General features: G+C 64.5%; 16 protein-coding genes. 8 read left to right on the forward strand and 8 right to left on the reverse strand.

Features of this window, described 5'->3' with window-relative positions; translation table 11 throughout:
* Positions 1–13 precede the first annotated feature (13 nt).
* The gene (locus tag ABCV34_RS14760; protein WP_345796972.1) at positions 14–1204 is read left to right on the forward strand and encodes a mandelate racemase/muconate lactonizing enzyme family protein; all 1191 of its coding nucleotides are present in this window, start codon (positions 14–16) and stop codon (positions 1202–1204) included.
* 150 nt (positions 1205–1354) lie between these two features.
* On the opposite strand, the gene ABCV34_RS14765 is transcribed toward ABCV34_RS14760, so the two are convergent.
* The 5 genes from ABCV34_RS14765 to ABCV34_RS14785 all read right to left on the reverse strand — a co-directional run bounded on the left by ABCV34_RS14765 (position 1355) and on the right by ABCV34_RS14785 (position 6297).
* Positions 1355–2245: an aldose epimerase gene (locus ABCV34_RS14765; protein ID WP_345796973.1), complete on the reverse strand. Its 891-nt coding sequence runs from the start codon at positions 2243–2245 to the stop codon at positions 1355–1357.
* A gap of 15 nt (positions 2246–2260) precedes the next feature.
* A complete protein-coding gene (locus tag ABCV34_RS14770; protein ID WP_345796974.1) occupies positions 2261–3127 on the reverse strand; it encodes an ABC transporter permease in 867 nt (288 codons plus the stop codon).
* Between the two features lie 4 nt (positions 3128–3131).
* On the reverse strand, positions 3132–4007 hold the full coding sequence (locus tag ABCV34_RS14775) for a sugar ABC transporter permease (RefSeq protein ID WP_345796975.1): 876 nt from the start codon (positions 4005–4007) through the stop codon (positions 3132–3134).
* Positions 4004–5083 carry an ABC transporter ATP-binding protein gene (locus ABCV34_RS14780; protein WP_345796976.1) on the reverse strand — a complete coding sequence of 360 codons (1080 nt, stop codon included), beginning with the start codon at positions 5081–5083 and terminating at the stop codon, positions 4004–4006. Before ABCV34_RS14780 ends, ABCV34_RS14775 begins: the two co-directional genes overlap by 4 nt.
* A 71-nt stretch (positions 5084–5154) precedes the next feature.
* Entirely contained in the window at positions 5155–6297 is a 1143-nt protein-coding gene (locus tag ABCV34_RS14785) for an extracellular solute-binding protein (protein ID WP_345798801.1), read from the reverse strand.
* Positions 6298–6662: 365 nt separating this feature from the next.
* Between ABCV34_RS14785 and ABCV34_RS14790 the strand changes: the two genes are divergently transcribed.
* From ABCV34_RS14790 to kdgD, 3 genes are all read left to right on the forward strand, one after another.
* Positions 6663–7937 (forward strand): glucarate dehydratase family protein, encoded by a 1275-nt coding sequence (locus tag ABCV34_RS14790; protein WP_345796977.1) that lies wholly within the window; start codon positions 6663–6665, stop codon positions 7935–7937.
* Between the two features lie 83 nt (positions 7938–8020).
* Entirely contained in the window at positions 8021–8764 is a 744-nt protein-coding gene (locus tag ABCV34_RS14795) for a FadR/GntR family transcriptional regulator (RefSeq protein ID WP_345796978.1), read from the forward strand.
* Positions 8765–9049: 285 nt separating this feature from the next.
* Positions 9050–9961, forward strand: a complete 912-nt coding sequence (gene kdgD, locus ABCV34_RS14800; protein ID WP_345796979.1) for a 5-dehydro-4-deoxyglucarate dehydratase — start codon at positions 9050–9052, stop codon at positions 9959–9961.
* 30 nt (positions 9962–9991) lie between these two features.
* Here kdgD and ppc read toward each other — a convergent pair whose 3' ends face one another.
* Positions 9992–12841 carry a phosphoenolpyruvate carboxylase gene (ppc, locus tag ABCV34_RS14805; RefSeq protein WP_345796980.1) on the reverse strand — a complete coding sequence of 950 codons (2850 nt, stop codon included), beginning with the start codon at positions 12839–12841 and terminating at the stop codon, positions 9992–9994.
* A 115-nt stretch (positions 12842–12956) separates the two neighbouring features.
* On the opposite strand from ppc, the gene ilvD (ABCV34_RS14810) reads away from it, so the two are divergent.
* The 4 genes from ilvD (ABCV34_RS14810) to nadE all read left to right on the forward strand — a co-directional run bounded on the left by ilvD (ABCV34_RS14810) (position 12957) and on the right by nadE (position 18301).
* On the forward strand, positions 12957–14813 hold the full coding sequence (ilvD, locus tag ABCV34_RS14810) for a dihydroxy-acid dehydratase (RefSeq protein WP_345796981.1): 1857 nt from the start codon (positions 12957–12959) through the stop codon (positions 14811–14813).
* 5 nt (positions 14814–14818) lie between these two features.
* A complete protein-coding gene (locus ABCV34_RS14815; RefSeq protein WP_345796982.1) occupies positions 14819–15505 on the forward strand; it encodes a Crp/Fnr family transcriptional regulator in 687 nt (228 codons plus the stop codon).
* Positions 15506–15616: 111 nt separating this feature from the next.
* Entirely contained in the window at positions 15617–17305 is a 1689-nt protein-coding gene (gene ilvD / locus ABCV34_RS14820) for a dihydroxy-acid dehydratase (protein ID WP_345796983.1), read from the forward strand.
* Positions 17306–17494: 189 nt separating this feature from the next.
* On the forward strand, positions 17495–18301 hold the full coding sequence (gene nadE, locus ABCV34_RS14825) for an ammonia-dependent NAD(+) synthetase (protein ID WP_345798802.1): 807 nt from the start codon (positions 17495–17497) through the stop codon (positions 18299–18301).
* Here nadE and ABCV34_RS14830 read toward each other — a convergent pair.
* Both ABCV34_RS14830 and ABCV34_RS14835 read right to left on the reverse strand, forming a co-directional pair.
* Positions 18288–19274: an LLM class flavin-dependent oxidoreductase gene (locus ABCV34_RS14830; protein WP_345796984.1), complete on the reverse strand. Its 987-nt coding sequence runs from the start codon at positions 19272–19274 to the stop codon at positions 18288–18290. The two genes, nadE and ABCV34_RS14830, sit on opposite strands and share 14 nt — an antisense overlap.
* Positions 19274–19729, reverse strand: coding sequence for a PaaI family thioesterase (locus ABCV34_RS14835; protein ID WP_345796985.1), 456 nt, complete (start codon positions 19727–19729; stop codon positions 19274–19276). The genes ABCV34_RS14830 and ABCV34_RS14835 overlap by 1 nt, the downstream gene beginning before the upstream one ends.
* Positions 19730–19784: the final 55 nt, after the last annotated feature.

Genomic DNA, 19784 nt, shown 5'->3' on the forward strand with positions numbered 1-19784 from the left:
AGAGTAACTCATCATGTCTACCCCTGAATCCGCCTCGTTCGCCGCTCCTGCCGGTGCCGCCTCGGCCGCCGACGGAAGCGGTGACCGTGTTGTCTGGATCAAGCTGTCGCTGGCCTTTCTGCCGCTGCCGACACCCATCAGCGACGCCAAAGTCTTCACCGGTCGCCAGAAGCCGCTGACCGAAGTCGCCATGATTTTCTGCGAGATCCGCACCCGCGATGGCCACGAAGGCCTCGGGTTCGCGTATTCGAAGCGGGCGGGCGGCCCGGGTATGTATGCCCATGCCAAAGAGATCGCGCCGACCCTGCTGGGCGAGGATCCCAGCGATATCCAGCGGCTCTGGGAACGGCTGTCCTGGGCCGGCGCGTCCGTGGGCCGCAGCGGCCTGACCGTGCAGGCCATCGCCCCGTTCGACATCGCCTTGTGGGACATGAAGGCCAAGCGCGCCGGCCTGCCGCTGGCGAAATTGCTGGGCGCACATCGGGATTCGGTGCGCCTGTACAACACCTCGGGAGGCTTCCTGTCCACGCCGCTGGATCAGGTGCTGGACAATGTGGATGCTTCGCGGGCCCGTGGCATCGGCGGCATCAAGATCAAGGTCGGCCATCCGGACCATGCGGTCGATCTGCAGCGTGTCGATGCGGTGCGCAAGAAGCTGGGCGACAGCTTCCCGCTGATGGTCGATGCCAATCAGCAATGGGACCGGATGACGGCGGCCCGCATGTGCCGGGTGCTGGAACAGTACGGCCTGACCTGGATCGAGGAACCGCTGGACGCCTATGACGTCCAGGGCCACGCGGCGCTGGCGGCAACGTTCGACACGCCGATCGCCACCGGCGAGATGCTCACCAGCTTTCGCGAGCATGCGGAACTGATCGAGGCCCATGCGTCGGACTTCTTTCAGCCCGACGCGCCCCGTGTCGGCGGCATCACGCAGTTCCTGAAGATCATGCAGCTGGCCGACTATCACGGCCTGAGCATGGCGCCGCACTTCGCCATGGAAGTCCACCTGCATCTGGCGGCCGCCTATCCGCGCGAACCCTGGCTGGAACACTTCGAATGGCTGGAGCCGCTGTTCAACGAGCGTCTGGTGATGAAGGACGGGCGCATGCTGGTCCCGAATCGACCTGGCCTGGGCTTCACCCTCAGCGATCAGGCGCGCGCCTGGACGACGGAAACCGCCGAGTGCGGCAAGCGCCCTTGATCGTTTGCTGACGGGAACCGGAAGGGGCGGCGATGAGCCGCCCTTTCGTTTTTTTTGAACCGCCCTTGCAGTGTCAAGCGGAGGGAGCGAACCCGTGTGCCGCAGCAGACCCGTGCCGCGTCAGTGTATCGCCCGCGTGTGTCGAGTGCTTCAGCGCTGGATGTTCAGTGTCATCCCGACGCTCAGTGTTTCACCAGGATCCAGTGTGATGAGCCCGGTCCCCGGGGCGCCGGCCGCCGCCAGATTGACCGCGTCGCAGACATGGGTGGCGGGCTCCACGCACAGGTAGCGCCCGGCGTTGCAGTGCAGAACGACGTGATCCAGTGGACCCCGGACCCGCAGGGCCAGGCCCGGGCCGGATGGCCATTGGATCGCGGCATGACCCGACCAGCCTGACAGGAAGGCGGTCCAGGTGGTGTCGGTGCGCTGCCAGGAATCCTGGCGATTAGGTCTGGGAAAGAGCGCCAGTTCCTGTTCATGTGCCCAGTCGGTGGTGGCATCCAGCCGCGTGCCGCAGGCCGTGAAATAGGGGTGCAGACCCAGGCCCGCCGGCATGCGTCGGGGATCCTGATTGCGCAGGGCAAGCTCGATATCCAGACCTTCAACCGACAGCCGGATGGTCTGGCGCAGGGACCAGGCCCAGGGCCAGCCATCGTCCCCCGCCGGATGGTGGACTTCCAGCACGGCCAGATCCGCTTCCGTCTGGATCACATTCCAGGCCATGCGTTGTGCTTGCCCATGCAGGGCATGCGGGTGACCGGGCAGCGGATCGACTTTCAGAGTCCGGCCTTCCCAGCGCAGGCGGGCGTCGCGAATGCGGTTGGAAAAGGGGGCCAGGGGAAACAGGCCGCCTTTGGGCCATTCGTGCGCCGGCCAGTTAGTGGCTTCGATGGGCACCAGCCATTCGCGGGGCCCTTCAGGCAGATCGGTGGTCCAGTTCAGGATGCGGCCGCCTGCGGCGGGCGCTACCCGGACCCGATGCGGACCCTGGTTCAGGGTCAGGCATCGGTCCGGCTCGGCGTCCATCCAGGGGGGCATCATGGCCGGTTGTCCCGGTCATGCCTCACGTGGCGCATCCTTGACCCGGCTGACCAGTTGGGTCGGGCTGACGAAGCGCAGGGCGATCAACACCCAGACCATGGTGATGGCCATGTAGATCATGGCCATGGCGTCGATCGCCTGCGGTGCCCGCACCCCCGTCGAGAAGACGGCATAGTACAGGGCGACCACCAGTGTCTGGGAGTCGGGTCCGGCCGTGAAGAAGGTCAGTTCGAACATGCTGATGGTGCGCACCAGCACCAGCAATCCCGCAGCCAGCATGCCGGGCACCAGCAGGGGCGTCAGCACGTGGCGGAAATACTGATAGGTGTTGGCGCCGAAGATCCGCGCGGCGGATTCCAGGCCTGGGTCGATCTGTTCGATGAAGGGGGTCATGACCAGGATCACGAAGGGCAGGGCAGGCACCAGGTTCGACAGGATGACCCCCGCCAGGGTGCCGCCCACACCGACCTGATACATGGCCGTGGCCATCGGAATCCCGTAAGTGACGGGTGGGATCAGCATGGGGATGATGATCAGCAGCATCACCAGCCGCTTGCCCGGGAAGTTGGCGCGGGCCAATGCGTAGGCCGCCGGCACCCCCAGCGCGATCGAGAGGACGACGACCGAAACGACGACTTCGAGCGTGACCAGCAGGATGTGGCTCAGCTGGAATTCATCCCACGCGCGGCCGTACCAGCCCAGCGTGAAGCCTTCCGGCAGCAGGGTTCCGAACCAGCGGGTGGCGATGGAATTCACCACCACCGTGGCGATCATGAAGACCACGTTCAGCAGAAAGAACCCCATGACGGTCCAGACTGTGGCGCGCCACAGCCAGCCCCAGCGTCGGCGGCCGCCAGGCGCGGTATGTGTGTTGACGTTCATGTGTTTACCCCTTGCCACTGGTGGCCGGCCCGGTATAGAAAGCCCGCCGGAACGCGAAGATTGCGCAAACGATGAGCAACTGCGCAAAACCCATCACGATGGCGATCGCCGACGCCATGCCGTAGTCGTACTGTTCGAAGGCTGCCTCGTAGGCGGCGATGGATATCACCCGAGTGGGGCCCGCCGGCGCGCCCAGCAGGATCGCGGACGGGAAGACCGCGAAGGTCTGCACGAAGGACAGAGCGGCGGCCATGCTCAGGCCGGGCACCAGCAGCGGCAGGTAGATCAGGCGGAACTGCTGCCAGCTATTGGCGCCCAGCGTACCCGCGGCCTTGGCCAGCGTCGGGTCGATGCCCGAGATGTACGAAAGCGTCAGCAGAAAGACAAACGGAAAGTCGGAGATCACCAGGGAGATCAGCACGCCCCAGTAGTTATGTGTCAGCCGGACTTCGGGTGTGTACAGATGCAGGGCGTGCACCGCCTGCGAGAACCAGCCTGACGGGCCGAAGTACGTCAGCATCCCGTCGGCGATCAGCACGGTTCCCAGGGTGATGGGGATGACCAGAATGGTGGTGACGATGCGCTGCTTGCGGCTGTTGCGGCGCAGGGAGAACGCAACTGGGACGGCCATCCCGACGTTGATCAGCGTCGCCGGCGCGGCGAGCTTGAAGGTGGCCCACAGCGTGCCCCATTCGGTCGACGTCGTGAAGAAGTGAATATAGTTGGCCCAGATGTTGGTGCCTTCCATGGGCTGGAATGAAATGACCACGCCGTACAGGAATGGATAGACAAAGAGCGCCAGCAGCAGCACGACTGCGGGGGCGACCAGCCAGCCCCGGCGATCCCCTCTGGGTGCCAGGGAGAGATCTGCGGCGCTCATGCGGCCTCCGCATAGGCAAGCACCCGATCGGCAGGAATATGCAGGCGGATCCGGTCGCCGGGCTGGAAGTTGCCGCCGATGCGCACGAACAGTTCGCCGATTTCGCTGTTCACGACCAGCAGCGAACTGCGTCCGCCGAACTCGATGTGCTGGACGGTGGTGTCGATGCAGTTGTCCTGGCCATCGGCCGCGACCTCGAAATCGTCGGGCCTCATGGCGACGGCCACGGTCTGCGTGTCCGTCGGCACCGACATCGCCTCGCCGTTGAGTCGGACCGGTCCCTGAGTGACCGTGATCCGGTCGCCTTCCTGACGGGTAACCTGGAAGGGCAGCACGTTGCGATAGCCCATGAAGCGCGCGACGTGCAGATTGCGCGGGCGGCCGTAGACTTCGCGCGGGGTGCCGACCTGCTGGACGCTGCCTGCGCGCATCACGACGATCCGGTCGGCCATCGACAGGGCCTCGTCCTGGTCGTGGGTGACGTAGATCGTGGCGCGTTCCAGCTGGCGGTGAATGCGGCGGATTTCCGCGCGCATCTCGACTCGCAGCTTGGCGTCCAGGTTGGACAGAGGTTCGTCCATCAGGATCACGGGCGGCTCGATGACGATGGCGCGCGCGATGGCGACTCGCTGCTGCTGCCCGCCCGAGAGCTGACCGGGCAGTTTGGATTCGTGCCCTTCGAGCTGGACCAGCGTCAGCGCGGCCTTGACCCGGCTGGTGATCTCGTGCTTTGGTACGCCGCGCATACGCAGGCCGAAGCCGACGTTGTCGAGAACGCTCATGTGCGGAAAGAGGGCGTAATTCTGGAAGACCATGCCGAACCCACGCCGTTCAGGAGGCAGCACGTCGATTCGTGTGTCGTCCAGCCAGATACTGCCGGAGCTGAGTTCGGCCAGTCCGGCCAGGCAGTTCAGCGCTGTCGATTTGCCGCAGCCCGATGGGCCCAGCAGCGCGATGAACTCGCCGCGCCGGATGTCGAGACTGAGGTCGCGCAGGGCGGCGACATTGGAACCCGATGCCGTGGCGTACTGTCGTCCGACGCCATCCAGGCGCAGCTGTTGGAAATTTTCGTTCATGTGCAACATCCAGGGGAAAACAGGCCGCCCGCGTCCGGACAGGTGGATGCGGGCGGGTGATCAGGCCAGGTTTACTTCTTCAGGGCGCCGATGTCGGTGTCCCATTTCTGGAAGGCCGCAACCATGGCCTTGGCGTCCAGCGGAACCGCGCTGGGCCGGCGGGCGGTCAGGTCGGCATATTCCGAACGGCCATACTTCTCGATGACTTCCTGGCTTTCCTTCGGCGCGGCCGACAGCGGCACGTCGCGGATGGCCGGACCCGGATAGAAGTAGCCCGTGTCGTAGGTCATGGCCTGCTGCTTGGGTTGCAGCATGAAGTCCATGAGCTTGAACAGGACCTCCTGCTTTTTCGCCGAGACGCCCTTCGGGATCACCATGTAGTGTGCGTCGTTCACCCAGGTGAAGTTGTCGAAGGCCTGGATCTTGAAGTTGGCCGGTACGATGCCCAGCGCCCGCGGGTTGATGTCCCAGCCTGTCACGGTCACGGTCATGGTGCGGCTGCCCTGGCCGAGTTCCTTCATGATGGCCGAGGTACCACCCGGGTAGTAGGGGACGCAGTCGTTCAGCTCTTTCAGGAACTTCCAGGTGTTGTCCCAACCTTTGATCGGATCATAGGGGTCCTTGTCGCCCAGCAGGTAGGGCAGGCCCATCAGGAAGGTGCGGCCGGGGCCGGAGTTGGCCGGGCGCGCGTACAGGAACTGATTGGGGTTGGCCTTGCACCAGGCCAGCAGTTCGGCCGGGGTTTTGGGCGGATTCTTGACCTTGTCGGGGTTGTATTCCAGCAGTGGACCCGACTGCATGAAACTGACTTCCAGCCCGTAGCCTTTAGCCAGATCCTGCATCCGGGCGGCGTTGCGGTGGTACTTATTCAGGATGTCCTTGAACTTGTCCTGATGGTCGGGCAGCAGTTTGACCCACAGGTCCTGTTCGATGCCAGCGGCCAGCGCATCGGTGCCGGTCAGGACCAGATCGATGTCCGCGCGGTTGGCCTTCTGCATGGCCTTGATCTTTCCAGGCAGCTGCGGCGCCGGCGCGTTGGTGAAGGTCATGCTGGAAACCAGACCGGGATTCTGGTCACGGAAGGATTCCAGCGCTTTTTGCGTGACCGCCAGATTGCCGGCCACGTCGACTATGTTCAGCGCCACAGGTTCAGCGTGAACCGAAACGGCGGCGCATGCCAGGGTCAGGGCGCCCGCCAGCGCGTGAAATCGCATGCGTCGTGACGTCTGCTTGGTGCCTTTCATGGGTGTCTCCTTGTGTGTTCACCTATGCACGGAAAGAACCGGGTCCAGGGGAAAACAGCGCATGATGTCCCCGGGAATTGTTGTGTCCTTCCTCATAAGTCATCATATAACTTGAATTTGTCTTGGCATAGTCTATTTTTTAGGTTTAGAAGTAGAAAAATATCGTGAAAATTAATCTGCTAATGGCAACTTATTGATAAATAATGGCATTTAAGAATTTTTGACCAAAATTGGTATATTCCCTAATAGGCTGCTGGAATCCAGACCTCTACAGTCATTTCGTCATACGACATCGTAAAAACAATCACCCGGATCCGCTCCGCGGCACACCAGTCATGAAGCTCAAGACCATCAGGATCACCCCGATCGCGTTCAAGGATCCTCCGCTGCTGAATGCGGCCGGCATCCACGAACCTTACGCGCTGCGCACCATCATCGAACTCGAAAGCGACACCGGGCATGTCGGCCTGGGGGAAACCTATGGGGATGCGCCAGTGCTGGAACTGCTGCAGGCCCTGGCACCCGATCTGGCGGGGCTGGATCCTTTCAATCTGAACGGTTTGCGCCAGCGGGTGCGGGATGTCGTCGCGCGCACGCGGACCAGCGCCGGCACGGCCTTCACGCTGGCGCCGGGCACCGATCCCGCGAAGAATGTCCAGAAGCTGTATTCCGCGTTCGAGGTCGCCTTCCTGGACATGCAGGCCCGGTATCTGGGCATGCCGCTGGTCGATCTGCTGGGCGGGCGCGTGCGCGACGCGGTGCCGTTCAGCGCCTATCTGTTCTTCAAATATGCGCGCCACGTCGATGCCCACTACCAGGATGATGCCTGGGGCGAGGCATTGACCCCGGAACAACTGGTGGCGCAGGCGGAAACCATGATCGACCGGCATGGCTTCAAAAGCATCAAGCTCAAGGCCGGCGTTCTGCCGCCCGAACAGGAAGTCGACTGCATCCGGGCGCTGGCCCACCGGTTTCCGGGCATGCCCCTGCGGATTGATCCGAACGGCAACTGGTCCTTGTCCACGGCGATTGCGATGGGCGGGCAACTGGACGGGCTGCTGGAATACTACGAGGACCCGTGCCCGACGCTGGCGGACATGGCCGCCTTGCACCAGGCGACTGGCATGCTCCTGGCCACCAACATGGTGGTGACGGACCTGGATCAGTTCCGCGCCAACACCGCGACGCAGGGGTGTCAGATCATCCTGTCGGATCATCATTACTGGGGCGGCCTGCGCGATACGCAGTTGCTGGCCCGCATGTGCGAGACCTTCGGCCTGGGGCTGTCCATGCATTCGAATTCGCACCTGGGCATCAGCCTGATGGCCATGGCTCACGTGGCGGCCAGCGTGCCCTTGCTCAGCTATGCCTGCGATACCCATTACCCGTGGCTGGATCCGAACGAAGAGGTGATCGCCGGCGGGCAACTGCGCTTTCAGGATGGGGCCATCGTGCCGGGTGATGCCCCCGGGCTGGGCCTGGACATCGATCAGGATGCCCTGGCCCGATTGCATCGGCAGTATCTGGATTGCGGGATTCGTTCGCGCAACGACGCTGCGCAGATGCGAAAATACCGGCCAGGCTGGACCGGCAAGGCGCCACGGTTCTGAGTTTGTAATGGCCTGTCGTCCCTTCACCCGGTATGGGTTGAAGTATGATGACAGTCATCTAACGTCAAATATTTCCGTCCATCATGGCCACTGCCACCGCCCGCCGTTCCCGCAGTCTGACCCAGGATGTCGTGACCGCTCTGTCCGAGCGCATCCGCAACGGGGAATTCCATGTCGGCGAAAAGCTGCCGACCGAATCCGAACTGATGGAATCGTTCGGCGTCAGCCGCACGGTCATCCGGGAAGCCATCTCGCGCTTGCAGGCGGCGGGGCTGGTGGAAACCCGCCACGGGATCGGCACCTTCCTGCTGGAACCGCAGAACGAGCAGCAACTGCGCATCCGCACGGCAAACATCCTGACCATGCTGGACGTCATGGCCATCCTGGAATTGCGCATCAGCCTGGAAACCGAGGCGGCCGGCCTGGCGGCCTTGCGGCGCACGGATGCCCACGTGCATCAGCTGCGCACGATTCTGGATGAATTCGCCGAGCACGTCCGTAAAAAAACCGGCAATGCCGTCGTCTCGGACGTGGCTTTTCACCTGCTGGTGGCGACCGCGACTGGCAACCGCTATTTCCACGACATCCTCAAACAGCTGGGCAAGGCCATCATTCCCCGGACGCGGGTCGACTCGGTCGCGCACGCGGAAGGCGACCGGTCACGTTACCTGGAACGTGTCCATCTGGAACACGAGGACATCTACAACGCCATTGTCCGCAAGGATCCAGACGCCGCCAGGGCCGCCATGCGGACCCACCTGGCCAATAGCAGGGAACGCCTGCGCAAGGCCCAGGAAGTCGCGGCGCAGCAGTACCAGTCGTCCTGATCACGAATTCTGTTGTCGTACCTGTGCGCAGGCACGGGCGACGCGCGGGCGTTGGCCCACCTTGCATCCGGTCCCGATCCACCGCGTTCGATTGCCGCTCCATCGGTTCAGTGCAGACTGTGAAATGGTCTATGGGCGCCGTCTTAGGGAAAACGAGGGGTTCCAGCCATGGTCAGTGACAGTCGCTGTCATTGCGACTTCAAACTCCATGTTGTATGATAACGTATAACGTATATGCGATAAGGGGATGAAAACCCCCCTCCCTATCTACCAGAGGATGCTCTCATGATCTCTTGCCAGGAATTGAAGGAAATAATGAACGACGGGCTGCTGTCCTTTCCCGTCACGGATTTCAAAGACAACGGCGATTTCGACCCCAAGGGCTATCAGGCCCGCCTGGAATGGCTGATGCCGTACGGTGCCCGGGCGTTGTTTGCCGCTGGCGGCACGGGGGAATACTTTTCCCTGACGCTGGATGACTATTCGAAGGTCGTGGAAACTGCTGTCAAGACCTGTCGGGATCACACGCCGATCCTGGCCGGGGCGGGTGGCCCCACCCGCAACGCCATCGCCTTTGCCCAGGAAGCCCAGAAAAAAGGCGCGGTCGGCCTGTTGCTGATGCCCCACTACCTGACCGAGGCGCCCCAGGACGGCATCGCGCGCCACGTCAAGGAAGTCTGCCAGTCCGTGGACATCGGGGTGATCCTCTACAATCGCGGCCAGTGCCGTCTGTCGGCTTCCGTGCTGGAACAGCTGGCCGACGAATGTCCCAATCTGATCGGCTTCAAGGACGGCGTGGGCGACATCGAGAACATGGTCCGGGTGCGCCGCCGTCTGGGCGACCGTTTCGCCTATCTGGGCGGCCTGCCCACCGCCGAGGTCTTTGCCGCAGCCTACCGTGCCCTGGGTGTGCCGGTGTATTCCTCGGCCGTGTTCAACTTCATCCCGGCCACCGCCATGAAGTTTTATCAAGCCGTGAAATCCGGTGACGACGCCACCATCGGCCATCTGTTGGACACCTTTTTCCTGCCCATGCTGGAAATCCGCAACCGCAAGGCCGGCTACGCCGTCAGCATCGTCAAGGCGGGCGCCCGCATCGTCGGTCATCCCGCCGGCCCGGTGCGTGCGCCGCTCTCGGACCTGAATCCTGAAGAAGAAGCGACCCTGCGCGAACTGATCGAAGCCCTGCCTGCCTGATCCGCATACTGTGAGCCGCCTGCAGGCGGCTCACCCTGAGTTTCTCAGTCCGGCGGCGATGCCGTTGATGGTCATGTGGATCGCCCGCTGGTCGCGGGATTCCTGCTCGTTGGCGCGGTGCGCCGACGCGGCCCCCGAGCGCATGCGGCGCAGTAGTTCCACCTGCAGGTGGTTCAGCGGGTCGATGTAGGCGAAGCGCTCGGCCAGGGCTGCCCGCAGCGGCGCGTCGTGGGCCAGCAGGTCGTGGCCGGTGATGTCGCGGAACGCCTGCCGCGTGGCGTGGTATTCGGCCTCGATCCGGGTGAGGATCCGCTTGCGCAGCGCTTTGTCGGCGACCAGCTCGGCGTAGGCCTTGCCGATCGCCAGATCCGTTTTGGCCAGCACCTGTTCCATATTGGACAGCAGGGTGCGAAAGAACGGCCAGTCGCGGGCCATCGAACGCAAGCGTTCCAGGCGTTCCTCGCGGCCCAGGGCCTGATCGGGACCGCCTTCGTCCACATAGCGGGATAGCGCCGTACCCACGCCATACCAGCCGGGCAGCGCCATTCGGCATTGCGCCCAGGAAAACGACCAGGGAATGGCGCGCAGGTCTTCGATGCGCTGCAGTGCCTTGCGGGAAGAGGGCCGCGAACCGATGTTCAGCCCGGCGATTTCCCGGATCGGAGTCGAGGCGAAGAAGTAGTCCGTGAACCCTTCGGTGCCATAGACCAGGTCCCGGTACGTCTGGCGGGCGGTCTGCGACATCCAGGCCATGGCTTCGCCGTAGCGTGCCGCATTCTGGTCTTCGTGGCGGGCGGCCGGGGTACCCGCCAGGCTGGCCTCTAGCGTGGCGGCGACGAACAGTTCCAGGTGCCAGCGGCCGACTTCGGCGTTTTTATAGCGGCCCTGGATGATTTCCCCCTGTTCGGTCAGGCGGATCTGGTTATTCACGGTGCCCGGGGGCTGCGACAGGATCGAGTCGTAGCTGGGGCCGCCGCCGCGTCCTACGGATCCGCCGCGGCCGTGGAACAGGCGCAGGCGCGTGCGGTGTTTCTTGAAGACCTCGACCAGGCGGCGTTCCGCCTGATAGAGCGACCAGTTCGACGTCAGGTAGCCGCCGTCCTTGTTGCTGTCCGAATAGCCCAGCATGACTTCCTGGATCCCACGTTGGGCCTGCCGCACCCGGGTGGCGACTTCTGGCAGAGACAACCAGGCGTCCATGATGTCGGGGCCGCGTTCCAGGTCGGGAATGGTTTCGAACAAGGGCACGACCATCAGCCCTTCGCGGGGCTCGGTATTGCCCACCGTTGGGGCGATCAATCCGGTTTCCTGCTGCAGCACCAGCACTTCCAGCAGGTCGCTGAGGGTTTCCGTGTGCGAGACGATGGACTGGCGGATGGCGGCGGCTCCGAAGCGTCGCCGGCAGTCGGCGGCCATGCGCAGGATGGCGAGTTCCTTGGTTGTTTCGGCCGAGTATTCGATCCAGGGCGATACCAGGGGACGTGGCTCGCGCAGTTCCTGGCGCAGGATGCGGATGCGGTTGGCCTCGGACAGACGCGCATAGTGAACGGCCTTGCCGTCCAGCGTGACGCCTGCCTGGCGCATCAGTTCATCCAGCACGCGTTCGTGCACGTCGGAGCTTTGCCGCAGATCCACCGTGGCCAGGTGAAAGCCGAAGATCTCCACCGCCTGGCGCAGCTGGGTCAGGCGCAGGCGGCCGACCAGCGCGCCATGGTGCGCGTCCAGCGATTCGGCCATCGTGCGCAGATCGCCGGCAAGTTCGGCGGCGCTGGTGTAGGCGGGGGCGTCGTACGTATTGCGGCGCGCCAGCCGGCGTCCTATCAGGGTCTGCGCGGTGGCGGCCAGGCGGGCATAGATGTGGATGCAGGCGCGCCGGTAGGGTTCGTCCTGGCGATGGGGCGAAGGTTCCTGGCTGCCCGCCGCCAGCGCGGCCAGTGCCGGGGTGACCTGCATCAGGGATTGGGAGACCGACAGCCCGGCGCCCAGTTCATGCACCTCGGTCAGATAGTGGCGCAACGCGTGCGCGCACTGGCGCAGCAGCGCCTGTTCCAGGGTGGAGGCATCCACGTTGGGATTGCCGTCGCGGTCGCCACCGATCCAGCTGCCCATGTGGACAAAGGGCGGCAGCGGCGTATTGTCCACGTCGAAGACCGAGCGCGGCGCTTTGCGCAGCAGCGCGCCCATGTCCATGTGCAGCTGGGGCAGGGTGCTGAAGAAGGTGCTGGTGTAGTAGGACAGAGCGTTGTCGATCTCGTCCAGCACGGTGAGCTTGGTCTGGCGCAGCATGCGGGTTTGCCACAGGTCCGCGATCAGGCCCGTGAGGCGTTCGTGCCGATGTGCGGCTTCCAGGGGGGTTCGCGGTGCGTCCATGTGGCGCAGATGAAGCGCGACGGCCTGATGCAGGTCCAGCGTGCTTTTGCGCTGGACTTCGGTCGGGTGGGCCGTCAGCACGGGCACGATGCAGGCCTGCGACAAGTGCTGACGGATGCGCGCGCCCGACAGGCCGCTGGATTTCAGCCGGTCCACCGCGTGCTGAAGGCCGCCCGGCGTGGCCGGACCTTCAGCCTGCCATTGCTGGTGTTGCCGGCGGGTCTGGTCGCGGTCTTCCGCAATGTTCGACAGATGCAGGAAATAGCTGAAGGCGCGCGCCACGGAATTGGCCTCGCCGTCGGCCAGGCGCCGGATCTGGCGTTCCAGCATGCGGCCATCGCTGTCCAGCCCTTCGCGGCGGAATTTGACGGCGGCCCGGCGCAATTTTTCGATCACGTCGAAGACCCCGCGTCCCTCGCATTCCCGGATGACTTCCCCTAGCGTTCGGCCCAGCAGCCGGATGTCCTGTCGCAGCGGGGAAATGGCGTCGGGCGGGGTTGCGAGCTTCACGAGGTCTCCATCATCGGGGATTAACGAGGCGTGCGGCCAGCCTGCCCGGTTCTGTGGGCAGGAGGAACCGTTTATCATAAGCGGTTTTACACCTTCCGTTTTCAGGATCGTTTCCATGCCGCACTATCGTTCCCGTACCTCGACCCACGGCCGCAACATGGCAGGCGCGCGCGCGTTATGGCGTGCCACCGGCATGACGGACGGCGATTTCAGCAAGCCCATCATTGCCGTGGTGAATTCCTTCACCCAGTTCGTGCCGGGTCACGTCCACCTGAAGGACATGGGCCAGCTGGTGGCGCGCCAGATCGAAGCGGCCGGCGGCGTGGCGAAGGAATTCAACACCATTGCGGTGGATGACGGGATTGCGATGGGGCATGGCGGCATGCTGTATTCACTGCCATCGCGCGAGCTGATCGCCGATTCGGTGGAATACATGGTCAATGCGCACTGCGCCGATGCCATGGTCTGCATCTCCAATTGCGACAAGATCACCCCGGGCATGCTGATGGCCGCGATGCGCCTGAACATCCCGACCGTGTTCGTCTCCGGCGGTCCGATGGAAGCCGGCAAGGTCATTGCCAAGGACGGCAAGACCGTCGTGCGCAAGCTCGATCTGGTCGATGCCATGATCGAGGCTGGCGACCCCAACATCACCGACGAGCAGGCTGAGTCCGTCGAGCGCAGCGCCTGCCCGACCTGCGGTTCCTGTTCGGGCATGTTTACGGCCAATTCCATGAATTGCCTGACCGAGGCGCTGGGCCTGGCACTGCCGGGCAACGGCACGGTGGTGGCCACGCATGCGCGCCGCCGTGGCCTGTTCGAGCTGGCCGGCAGCTTGATCGTGCAGCTGTGCAAGCGCTGGTACGAACAGGATGACGCTTCGGTGCTGCCGCGCAGCATCGCGACGTTCCAGGCCTTCAGCAACGCCATGACGCTGGACGTCGCCATGGGCGGATCCACCAATACGGTGCTGCACCTGTTGGCGGCTGCCCAAGAGGCCGGTGTGGCCTTCACCATGGCCGATATCGACCGGATTTCGCGCCGCGTGCCTTGCCTGTGCAAGGTTGCCCCGGCCACGCAGGAATATCACGTCGAGGACGTGCATCGCGCAGGCGGCATCATGGGTATCCTGGCCGAGCTGGCCCGTGCCGACCTGTTGGACCTGAACGCCGGCAATGTGCATGCCGGCAGTTTGGGCGAAGCCATCCGTCGCTGGGATGTGCGCGGAGAACACGGAGAGTCCGTGGCTGATTTCTATCGCGCCGCGCCGGGGGGTGTGCCCACCCAGAGGGCGTTCAGCCAGGATCGCTACTACGAGACCCTGGATCTGGATCGTGAGGCTGGCTGCATCCGCGATCACGCGAATGCGTATTCGCAGGATGGCGGGCTGGCCGTGCTGTATGGCAACCTGGCACCGAACGGCTGCATCGTCAAGACCGCCGGGGTGGATGAGAGCATCCTGACCTTCACGGGGCGCGCCCGCGTCTACGAAAGCCAGGAAACGTCGGTGCAGGGCATTCTGGGCGGCGAGGTCGTGGCCGGCGACGTGGTCATCATCCGCTACGAAGGGCCGAAGGGCGGCCCCGGCATGCAGGAGATGCTATACCCCACGTCCTACATGAAATCCATGGGGCTGGGCAAATGCGCGGCCCTGTTGACGGATGGGCGGTTTTCCGGCGGTTCGTCCGGCCTGGTGATCGGACATGCCTCGCCCGAGGCCGCCGAGGGCGGCAATATCGCCCTGGTCGAGGACGGCGATACCATCGAGATCGACATCCCCAACCGCCGTATCCATCTGGCGATCGACGAACAGACCCTGGCGGCGCGCCGTGCGGCCATGCAGGCGCGTGGCGCGAAGGCCTGGAAGCCCGTCGACCGGCAGCGCGAAGTTTCCCAGGCGCTGCGCGCCTATGCCGCGCTGGCGACCTCGGCCGACCGGGGCGCGGTGCGCGACGTGGGCCAGCTGGGTTGATCGTCATGCGAGACGATCCGCCATTGGTTCTCGGGCACTCCCTGTTCCAGGGGGCTTCGCCCGCGGCCGTCAATCTGCTGCTGCGGGATGCCGCCAGCCTTCATGTCGAAAGCGGCGACTTCCTGTTTCACGAGGGCGACGAAGCCCTGGAATACCTGTACGTTCGCAGCGGCGAGATCGAGGTCCTGCGCCATGCCCGCGAGGGGCAGGAGCGCATGTTTCACCGGTTCGTCGCCGGCGAGTTGCTGGCCGAAACCGCCATGTTCATGAGCCATGGCCGGTATCCCATGGATGCCCGGGCGCATACCGATGCGGTGGTCCTGTGCCTGAAACGCGACGGCCTGCTGGCCGCCTGCGCCGCGTGGCCGGAATTGTCCTTGCGGCTGCTGACCCGGCTCAGTGATCGGGTCTATCAGCGGGTCAACGAAGTCGAGTGGCTCAGCGACAGCACGGCGGCGCAACGGCTGGCCGATTACCTGCTGGGTCTGTCCGCCGGACCGGACCACCAGGTGCAACTGCCGCTGACCCAGCGTCAGCTGGCGGCGCAATTGGGCATTCGCGCGGAAACGCTCAGCCGCCTGCTGGCGGACTGGGTGGCCCAGGGCCATATCGTAGGTGGGCGCCGGGATTGGGTCCTGTTGGACCCGGCCTTTCTCGAAGGTCTGGCGCGGCCTGCCCGGCGCGACTTCTGACCGGGCAGGCGGGCTCCAATACCCACGCGCCGCATGTGCGTGTCGGGCCTGTCGGCACCCGAAAGCCTTACACTGAACAATTGTGTATCGATTTTTCGAAAGGACTCCGTCATGGCCAAGCCGCTGCGTTCCTCGCACATCACCCAAGGGGTAGCCCGCGCACCGAACCGTTCGATGTATTACGCCCTGGGCTACACCGAGGACGACTTCAACAAGCCCATGATCGGCATCGCCAACGGGCAAAGCACCATCACGCCTTGCAATAGCGGCCTGCAGCCGCTGGCCGACGCGGCCGTGGCGGCGGTCAAGGCTGCCGGCGGCAATCCCCAGATGTTCGGCACGCCGACGATTTCCGACGGCATGGCGATGGGTACCGAGGGCATGAAGTATTCCCTGGTGTCGCGCGAAGTCATCGCCGACTGTGTGGAAACCTGTGTCCAGGGCCAGTGGATGGACGGCGTGCTGGTGATCGGCGGCTGCGACAAGAACATGCCCGGCGGCATGATGGGCATGCTGCGCGCCAATGTCCCGTCCATCTACGTTTATGGGGGCACCATCCTGCCGGGCAGCTACTGCGGCCAGGATCTGAACATCGTCAGCGTCTTCGAGGCCGTGGGCGAACACGCGGCGGGCCGCATGTCCGAAGAAGACCTGCACAACATCGAGACCCACGCCATTCCCTGCAGCGGGTCCTGTGGCGGCATGTACACCGCCAACACCATGAGCTCGGCCTTCGAGGTCATGGGCATGAGCCTGCCGTATTCGTCCACCATGGCCAACGTGCACCAGGAAAAGACCGATTCGGCCGCCGAATCCGCCCGCGTGCTGCTCGATGCCGTGAAACTGGACCTGAAGCCGCGCGACATCGTCACGCGCAAATCCATCGAGAACGCCGTGGCCGTCATCATGGCCACGGGCGGTTCGACCAATGCCGTGCTGCACATTCTGGCGATCGCCCATGCGGCCGACGTCGAATGGACCATCGACGATTTCGAGCGCGTGCGCCGCCGCGTGCCCGTCATCTGCGACCTGAAGCCCAGCGGCAAACATCTGGTGGTCGATTTCCACCAGGCGGGCGGTGTGCCCCAGGTGATGAAACTGCTGCTGAACGCCGGCCTGCTGCATGGCGACTGCATCACCATCACCGGCAAGACCATCGCCGAGACCCTGGCCGATGTTCCCGACGTGCCGCGAGCCGATCAGGACGTGATCCGCACGCTGGACAAAGCCTTGTATCCCGAAGGCCACCTGGCCATTCTGAAGGGCAATCTGGCCGAACTGGGCGCGGTTGCGAAGATCACCGGGCTGAAGAATCCCGCGATTACAGGTCCCGCCCGGGTGTTCGATGATGAACAGTCCGCCATGGACGCCATCCTGGCGGGCAAGATCCACGCCGGCGACGTCATGGTGCTGCGCTATCTGGGCCCCAAGGGCGGGCCCGGGATGCCGGAGATGCTGGCGCCGACCAGTGCCCTGGTGGGCGAAGGGCTGGGTGACTCCGTGGGCCTGATCACCGATGGGCGCTTCTCGGGCGGCACCTGGGGCATGGTCGTGGGCCACGTGGCGCCGGAAGCGGCGGTGGGCGGCACGATTGCGCTGGTCGAGGAAGGCGATTCCATCACCATCGACGCCCATCAACAGCTGCTGCAGGTGAATGTGTCCGACGAAGTCCTGGCCAGACGCCGCGCCGCCTGGACCGCGCCCAAACCCCGGTATCTGCGCGGGGTGCAGGCGAAGTTCGCGTTCAATTGCTCTGACGCCAGCACGGGCGCCGTGCTGGATCGCTTCGAGGATCGCTGACATCCCTGAATCGCCCGCCGCGCGAGCGCGGGCAATTCCGAAGTATCGTATGGGGCTGGATTTCCTGTGGGGATCCAGCCCTGTTCATTCCCTGGCGTTCCGTTTGGCTGATTCACCGAACGGGACGCTGGCTTGCCGGCTGGTCGGCCGATCTGGAGTATTGCTGTGTTGAATGCCGAACAACGTGCCCTGCAATTGCGGATTCGCCTGGGGCTGGGCGTGCGTGACGAATTCGATGCGCAGGTCGAAATCGAGCAGCGCGTGGATTTCCTGGCCGAACTGCTGCGCGCCACGCGCGCCCGTGCCCTGGTGCTGGGCATCAGCGGAGGGGTCGATTCGATGACGGCCGGTTGCCTCGCGCAGCGGGCCGTCCAGCGTGTCCGGGACGAAGGTGGCGAGGCCCGCTTCGTGGCCATGCGCCTGCCCTATGGCACGCAGCTGGACGAGGCCGACGCTCAGGCGGGTCTGGGCGTCATTCAGCCGGATGAAACCCTGACGGTGGATATCCGGCCGGCGGCCGATGCCATGCTGGCCGCCGTCCAGGCGTCCGGTCAGGTCTTCCGCGATGCCGCGCAGCAGGATTTCCTGCATGGCAACATCAAGGCGCGCCAGCGCATGATCGCGCAGTATGCCGTCGCCGGGGCGCGTGGCGGTCTGGTCATCGGGACCGATCACGCGGCCGAGGCCATGATGGGGTTCTTCACCAAATTCGGCGACGGAGCGGCCGACGTCACGCCGTTGGCGGGCCTGAACAAGCGCCGGGTGCGCGCCCTGGCCAGCGCGATGGGCGCGCCCGACGCGCTGGTGTTCAAAGTCCCCACCGCGGATCTGGAACTGCTCAAACCGCTGAAGCCCGACGAGGACGCCTTTGGTGTGAGCTACGAGCAGATCGATGATTTTCTGGAAGGCAGGGATGTATCCCCCGCAGTCTTCGAGATCATCGTCGACACCTGGCGGCGCAGCGCCCACAAGCGGGCGCTGCCTATTGCGCCCTGAGACTCGCGACGATCTCGTAGGATCGCAGCCGCGCGGCGTGGTCGTGCATGTTGCAGGTGAGCATCAGCTCATCGGCGCCTGTGCGTTCGACGAATGCCTGGATCTGTGCCGCGACCGTGTCCCGTGCGCCGATGGCCGCGCAGGACAGGATATGGTCCAGCAGATCCCGGGCAACCGGGGGCAGGGATTCCAGGTAGCCATCCACCGGCCGGGGCAGGCGTCCGGGCCGGCCGGTGCGCAGATTGACGAAAGACTGCTGCCACGAGCTGGCCAGAAGCCGTGCCTGATCGTCCGTGTCGGCCGCAAACACGTTGAACCCCAGCATGACGTAAGGTTTTTCCAGATGCGTCGAGGGGCGGAAATGCCGCCGGTACAGGCTGACGGCATCCATCATCTGGGCGGGCGCGAAATGCGAAGCAAAGGCATAGGGCAGGCCCAGCGCGGCCGCCAGCTGGGCACCGAACAAGCTGGATCCCAGGATCCAGACCGGAATCCGGCAACCTTCGCCGGGGACGGCATGGACCGGATTGGCGCCCTCGAAATAGCCCATCAGTTCGACCACGTCGCGGGGGAATTCATCCGCGTCTGTGGCCAGCGTGCGGCGCAGTGCCCGCGCCGTCGTCTGGTCCGAGCCCGGTGCGCGGCCCAGCCCCAGATCGATGCGGCCCGGATGCAGGGCTTCCAGCGTGCCGAATTGTTCGGCGATGACCAGCGGCGAGTGGTTGGGCAGCATGATGCCGCCCGCGCCGACCCGGATGCGTGAGGTCGCGGCGGCGATATGCGCGAGCAGTACGGCCGTGGCTGCGCTGGCGATGCCGCTCATGCCATGGTGTTCGGCCATCCAGAATCGCTTGTAGCCCCACGATTCGGCATGGCGGGCCAGATCGACCGAATGGGCGAACGATTCGGCGGCGCTGCCACCTTCGGTGATGGGGGCCAGGTCCAGGACCGAGAGCGGTATGGTGAGTGTCATCAGGCGCGGTCCGGTACGTTCATGATGGTCTGCTGCATCAGTGCCACAGGCGTCTTTTCACCGGCTTTCAGGGCGAAGACGTCCACCTGGACGATGGTCAGCGTGCGGCCGGCGCGGATGACCTGGCCGATGGCTTCCAGGGATTCGCCCTGGGCGGGCGCCAGCAGATTGATCTTGAATTCCACCGACAGCACCGTGCAGTTTTCCGGCGCCTGGGTGTATGCCGCGAAGCCGCCCGCCGCGTCTGCGATCGAGGCCGTCGCGCCAGCATGAAACAGGCCAAGGTGCTGGGTCAGCGCGGGTGAAAAGGGCAGATTTACATGGACGCGGCCCGGTGCCACGTCCCCCAGGTGCGCGCCCAGGTGCAGCATCAGGCCGGAGCGGTCGAAAAGAGCCTGGACGCGGCTGCGCAGGGTGGCGGCGTCCCGAGTGTCGGAAGTGCTGAAAGGCGTCATCGATGTGTCCTGTATAGTCGTATGCCCGGAAAGCCATGATTCCGGAAGTGGTCTC

The organism is Castellaniella sp. MT123 (genome assembly GCF_039614765.1).
Taxonomy (GTDB): Bacteria; Pseudomonadota; Gammaproteobacteria; order Burkholderiales; family Burkholderiaceae_B; genus Castellaniella.

What these genes read in the sequence shown, in the direction of transcription:
- ABCV34_RS14760 (WP_345796972.1), top strand. Translation starts at nt 14, where the DNA reads ATGTCTACCCCTGAATCCGCCTCGTTCGCCGCTCCTGCCGGTGCCGCC.
- ABCV34_RS14775 (WP_345796975.1), bottom strand. Translation starts at nt 4,007, where the DNA reads ATGAGCGCCGCAGATCTCTCCCTGGCACCCAGAGGGGATCGCCGGGGC.
- ABCV34_RS14795 (WP_345796978.1), top strand. Translation starts at nt 8,021, where the DNA reads ATGGCCACTGCCACCGCCCGCCGTTCCCGCAGTCTGACCCAGGATGTC.
- ABCV34_RS14765 (WP_345796973.1), bottom strand. Translation starts at nt 2,245, where the DNA reads ATGATGCCCCCCTGGATGGACGCCGAGCCGGACCGATGCCTGACCCTG.
- ABCV34_RS14835 (WP_345796985.1), bottom strand. Translation starts at nt 19,729, where the DNA reads ATGACGCCTTTCAGCACTTCCGACACTCGGGACGCCGCCACCCTGCGC.
- ABCV34_RS14780 (WP_345796976.1), bottom strand. Translation starts at nt 5,083, where the DNA reads ATGAACGAAAATTTCCAACAGCTGCGCCTGGATGGCGTCGGACGACAG.
- ilvD (WP_345796981.1), top strand. Translation starts at nt 12,957, where the DNA reads ATGCCGCACTATCGTTCCCGTACCTCGACCCACGGCCGCAACATGGCA.
- ABCV34_RS14785 (WP_345798801.1), bottom strand. Translation starts at nt 6,297, where the DNA reads ATGCGATTTCACGCGCTGGCGGGCGCCCTGACCCTGGCATGCGCCGCC.
- ABCV34_RS14770 (WP_345796974.1), bottom strand. Translation starts at nt 3,127, where the DNA reads ATGAACGTCAACACACATACCGCGCCTGGCGGCCGCCGACGCTGGGGC.
- ilvD (WP_345796983.1), top strand. Translation starts at nt 15,617, where the DNA reads ATGGCCAAGCCGCTGCGTTCCTCGCACATCACCCAAGGGGTAGCCCGC.
- ABCV34_RS14790 (WP_345796977.1), top strand. Translation starts at nt 6,663, where the DNA reads ATGAAGCTCAAGACCATCAGGATCACCCCGATCGCGTTCAAGGATCCT.
- ABCV34_RS14830 (WP_345796984.1), bottom strand. Translation starts at nt 19,274, where the DNA reads ATGACACTCACCATACCGCTCTCGGTCCTGGACCTGGCCCCCATCACC.
- ABCV34_RS14815 (WP_345796982.1), top strand. Translation starts at nt 14,819, where the DNA reads ATGCGAGACGATCCGCCATTGGTTCTCGGGCACTCCCTGTTCCAGGGG.
- kdgD (WP_345796979.1), top strand. Translation starts at nt 9,050, where the DNA reads ATGATCTCTTGCCAGGAATTGAAGGAAATAATGAACGACGGGCTGCTG.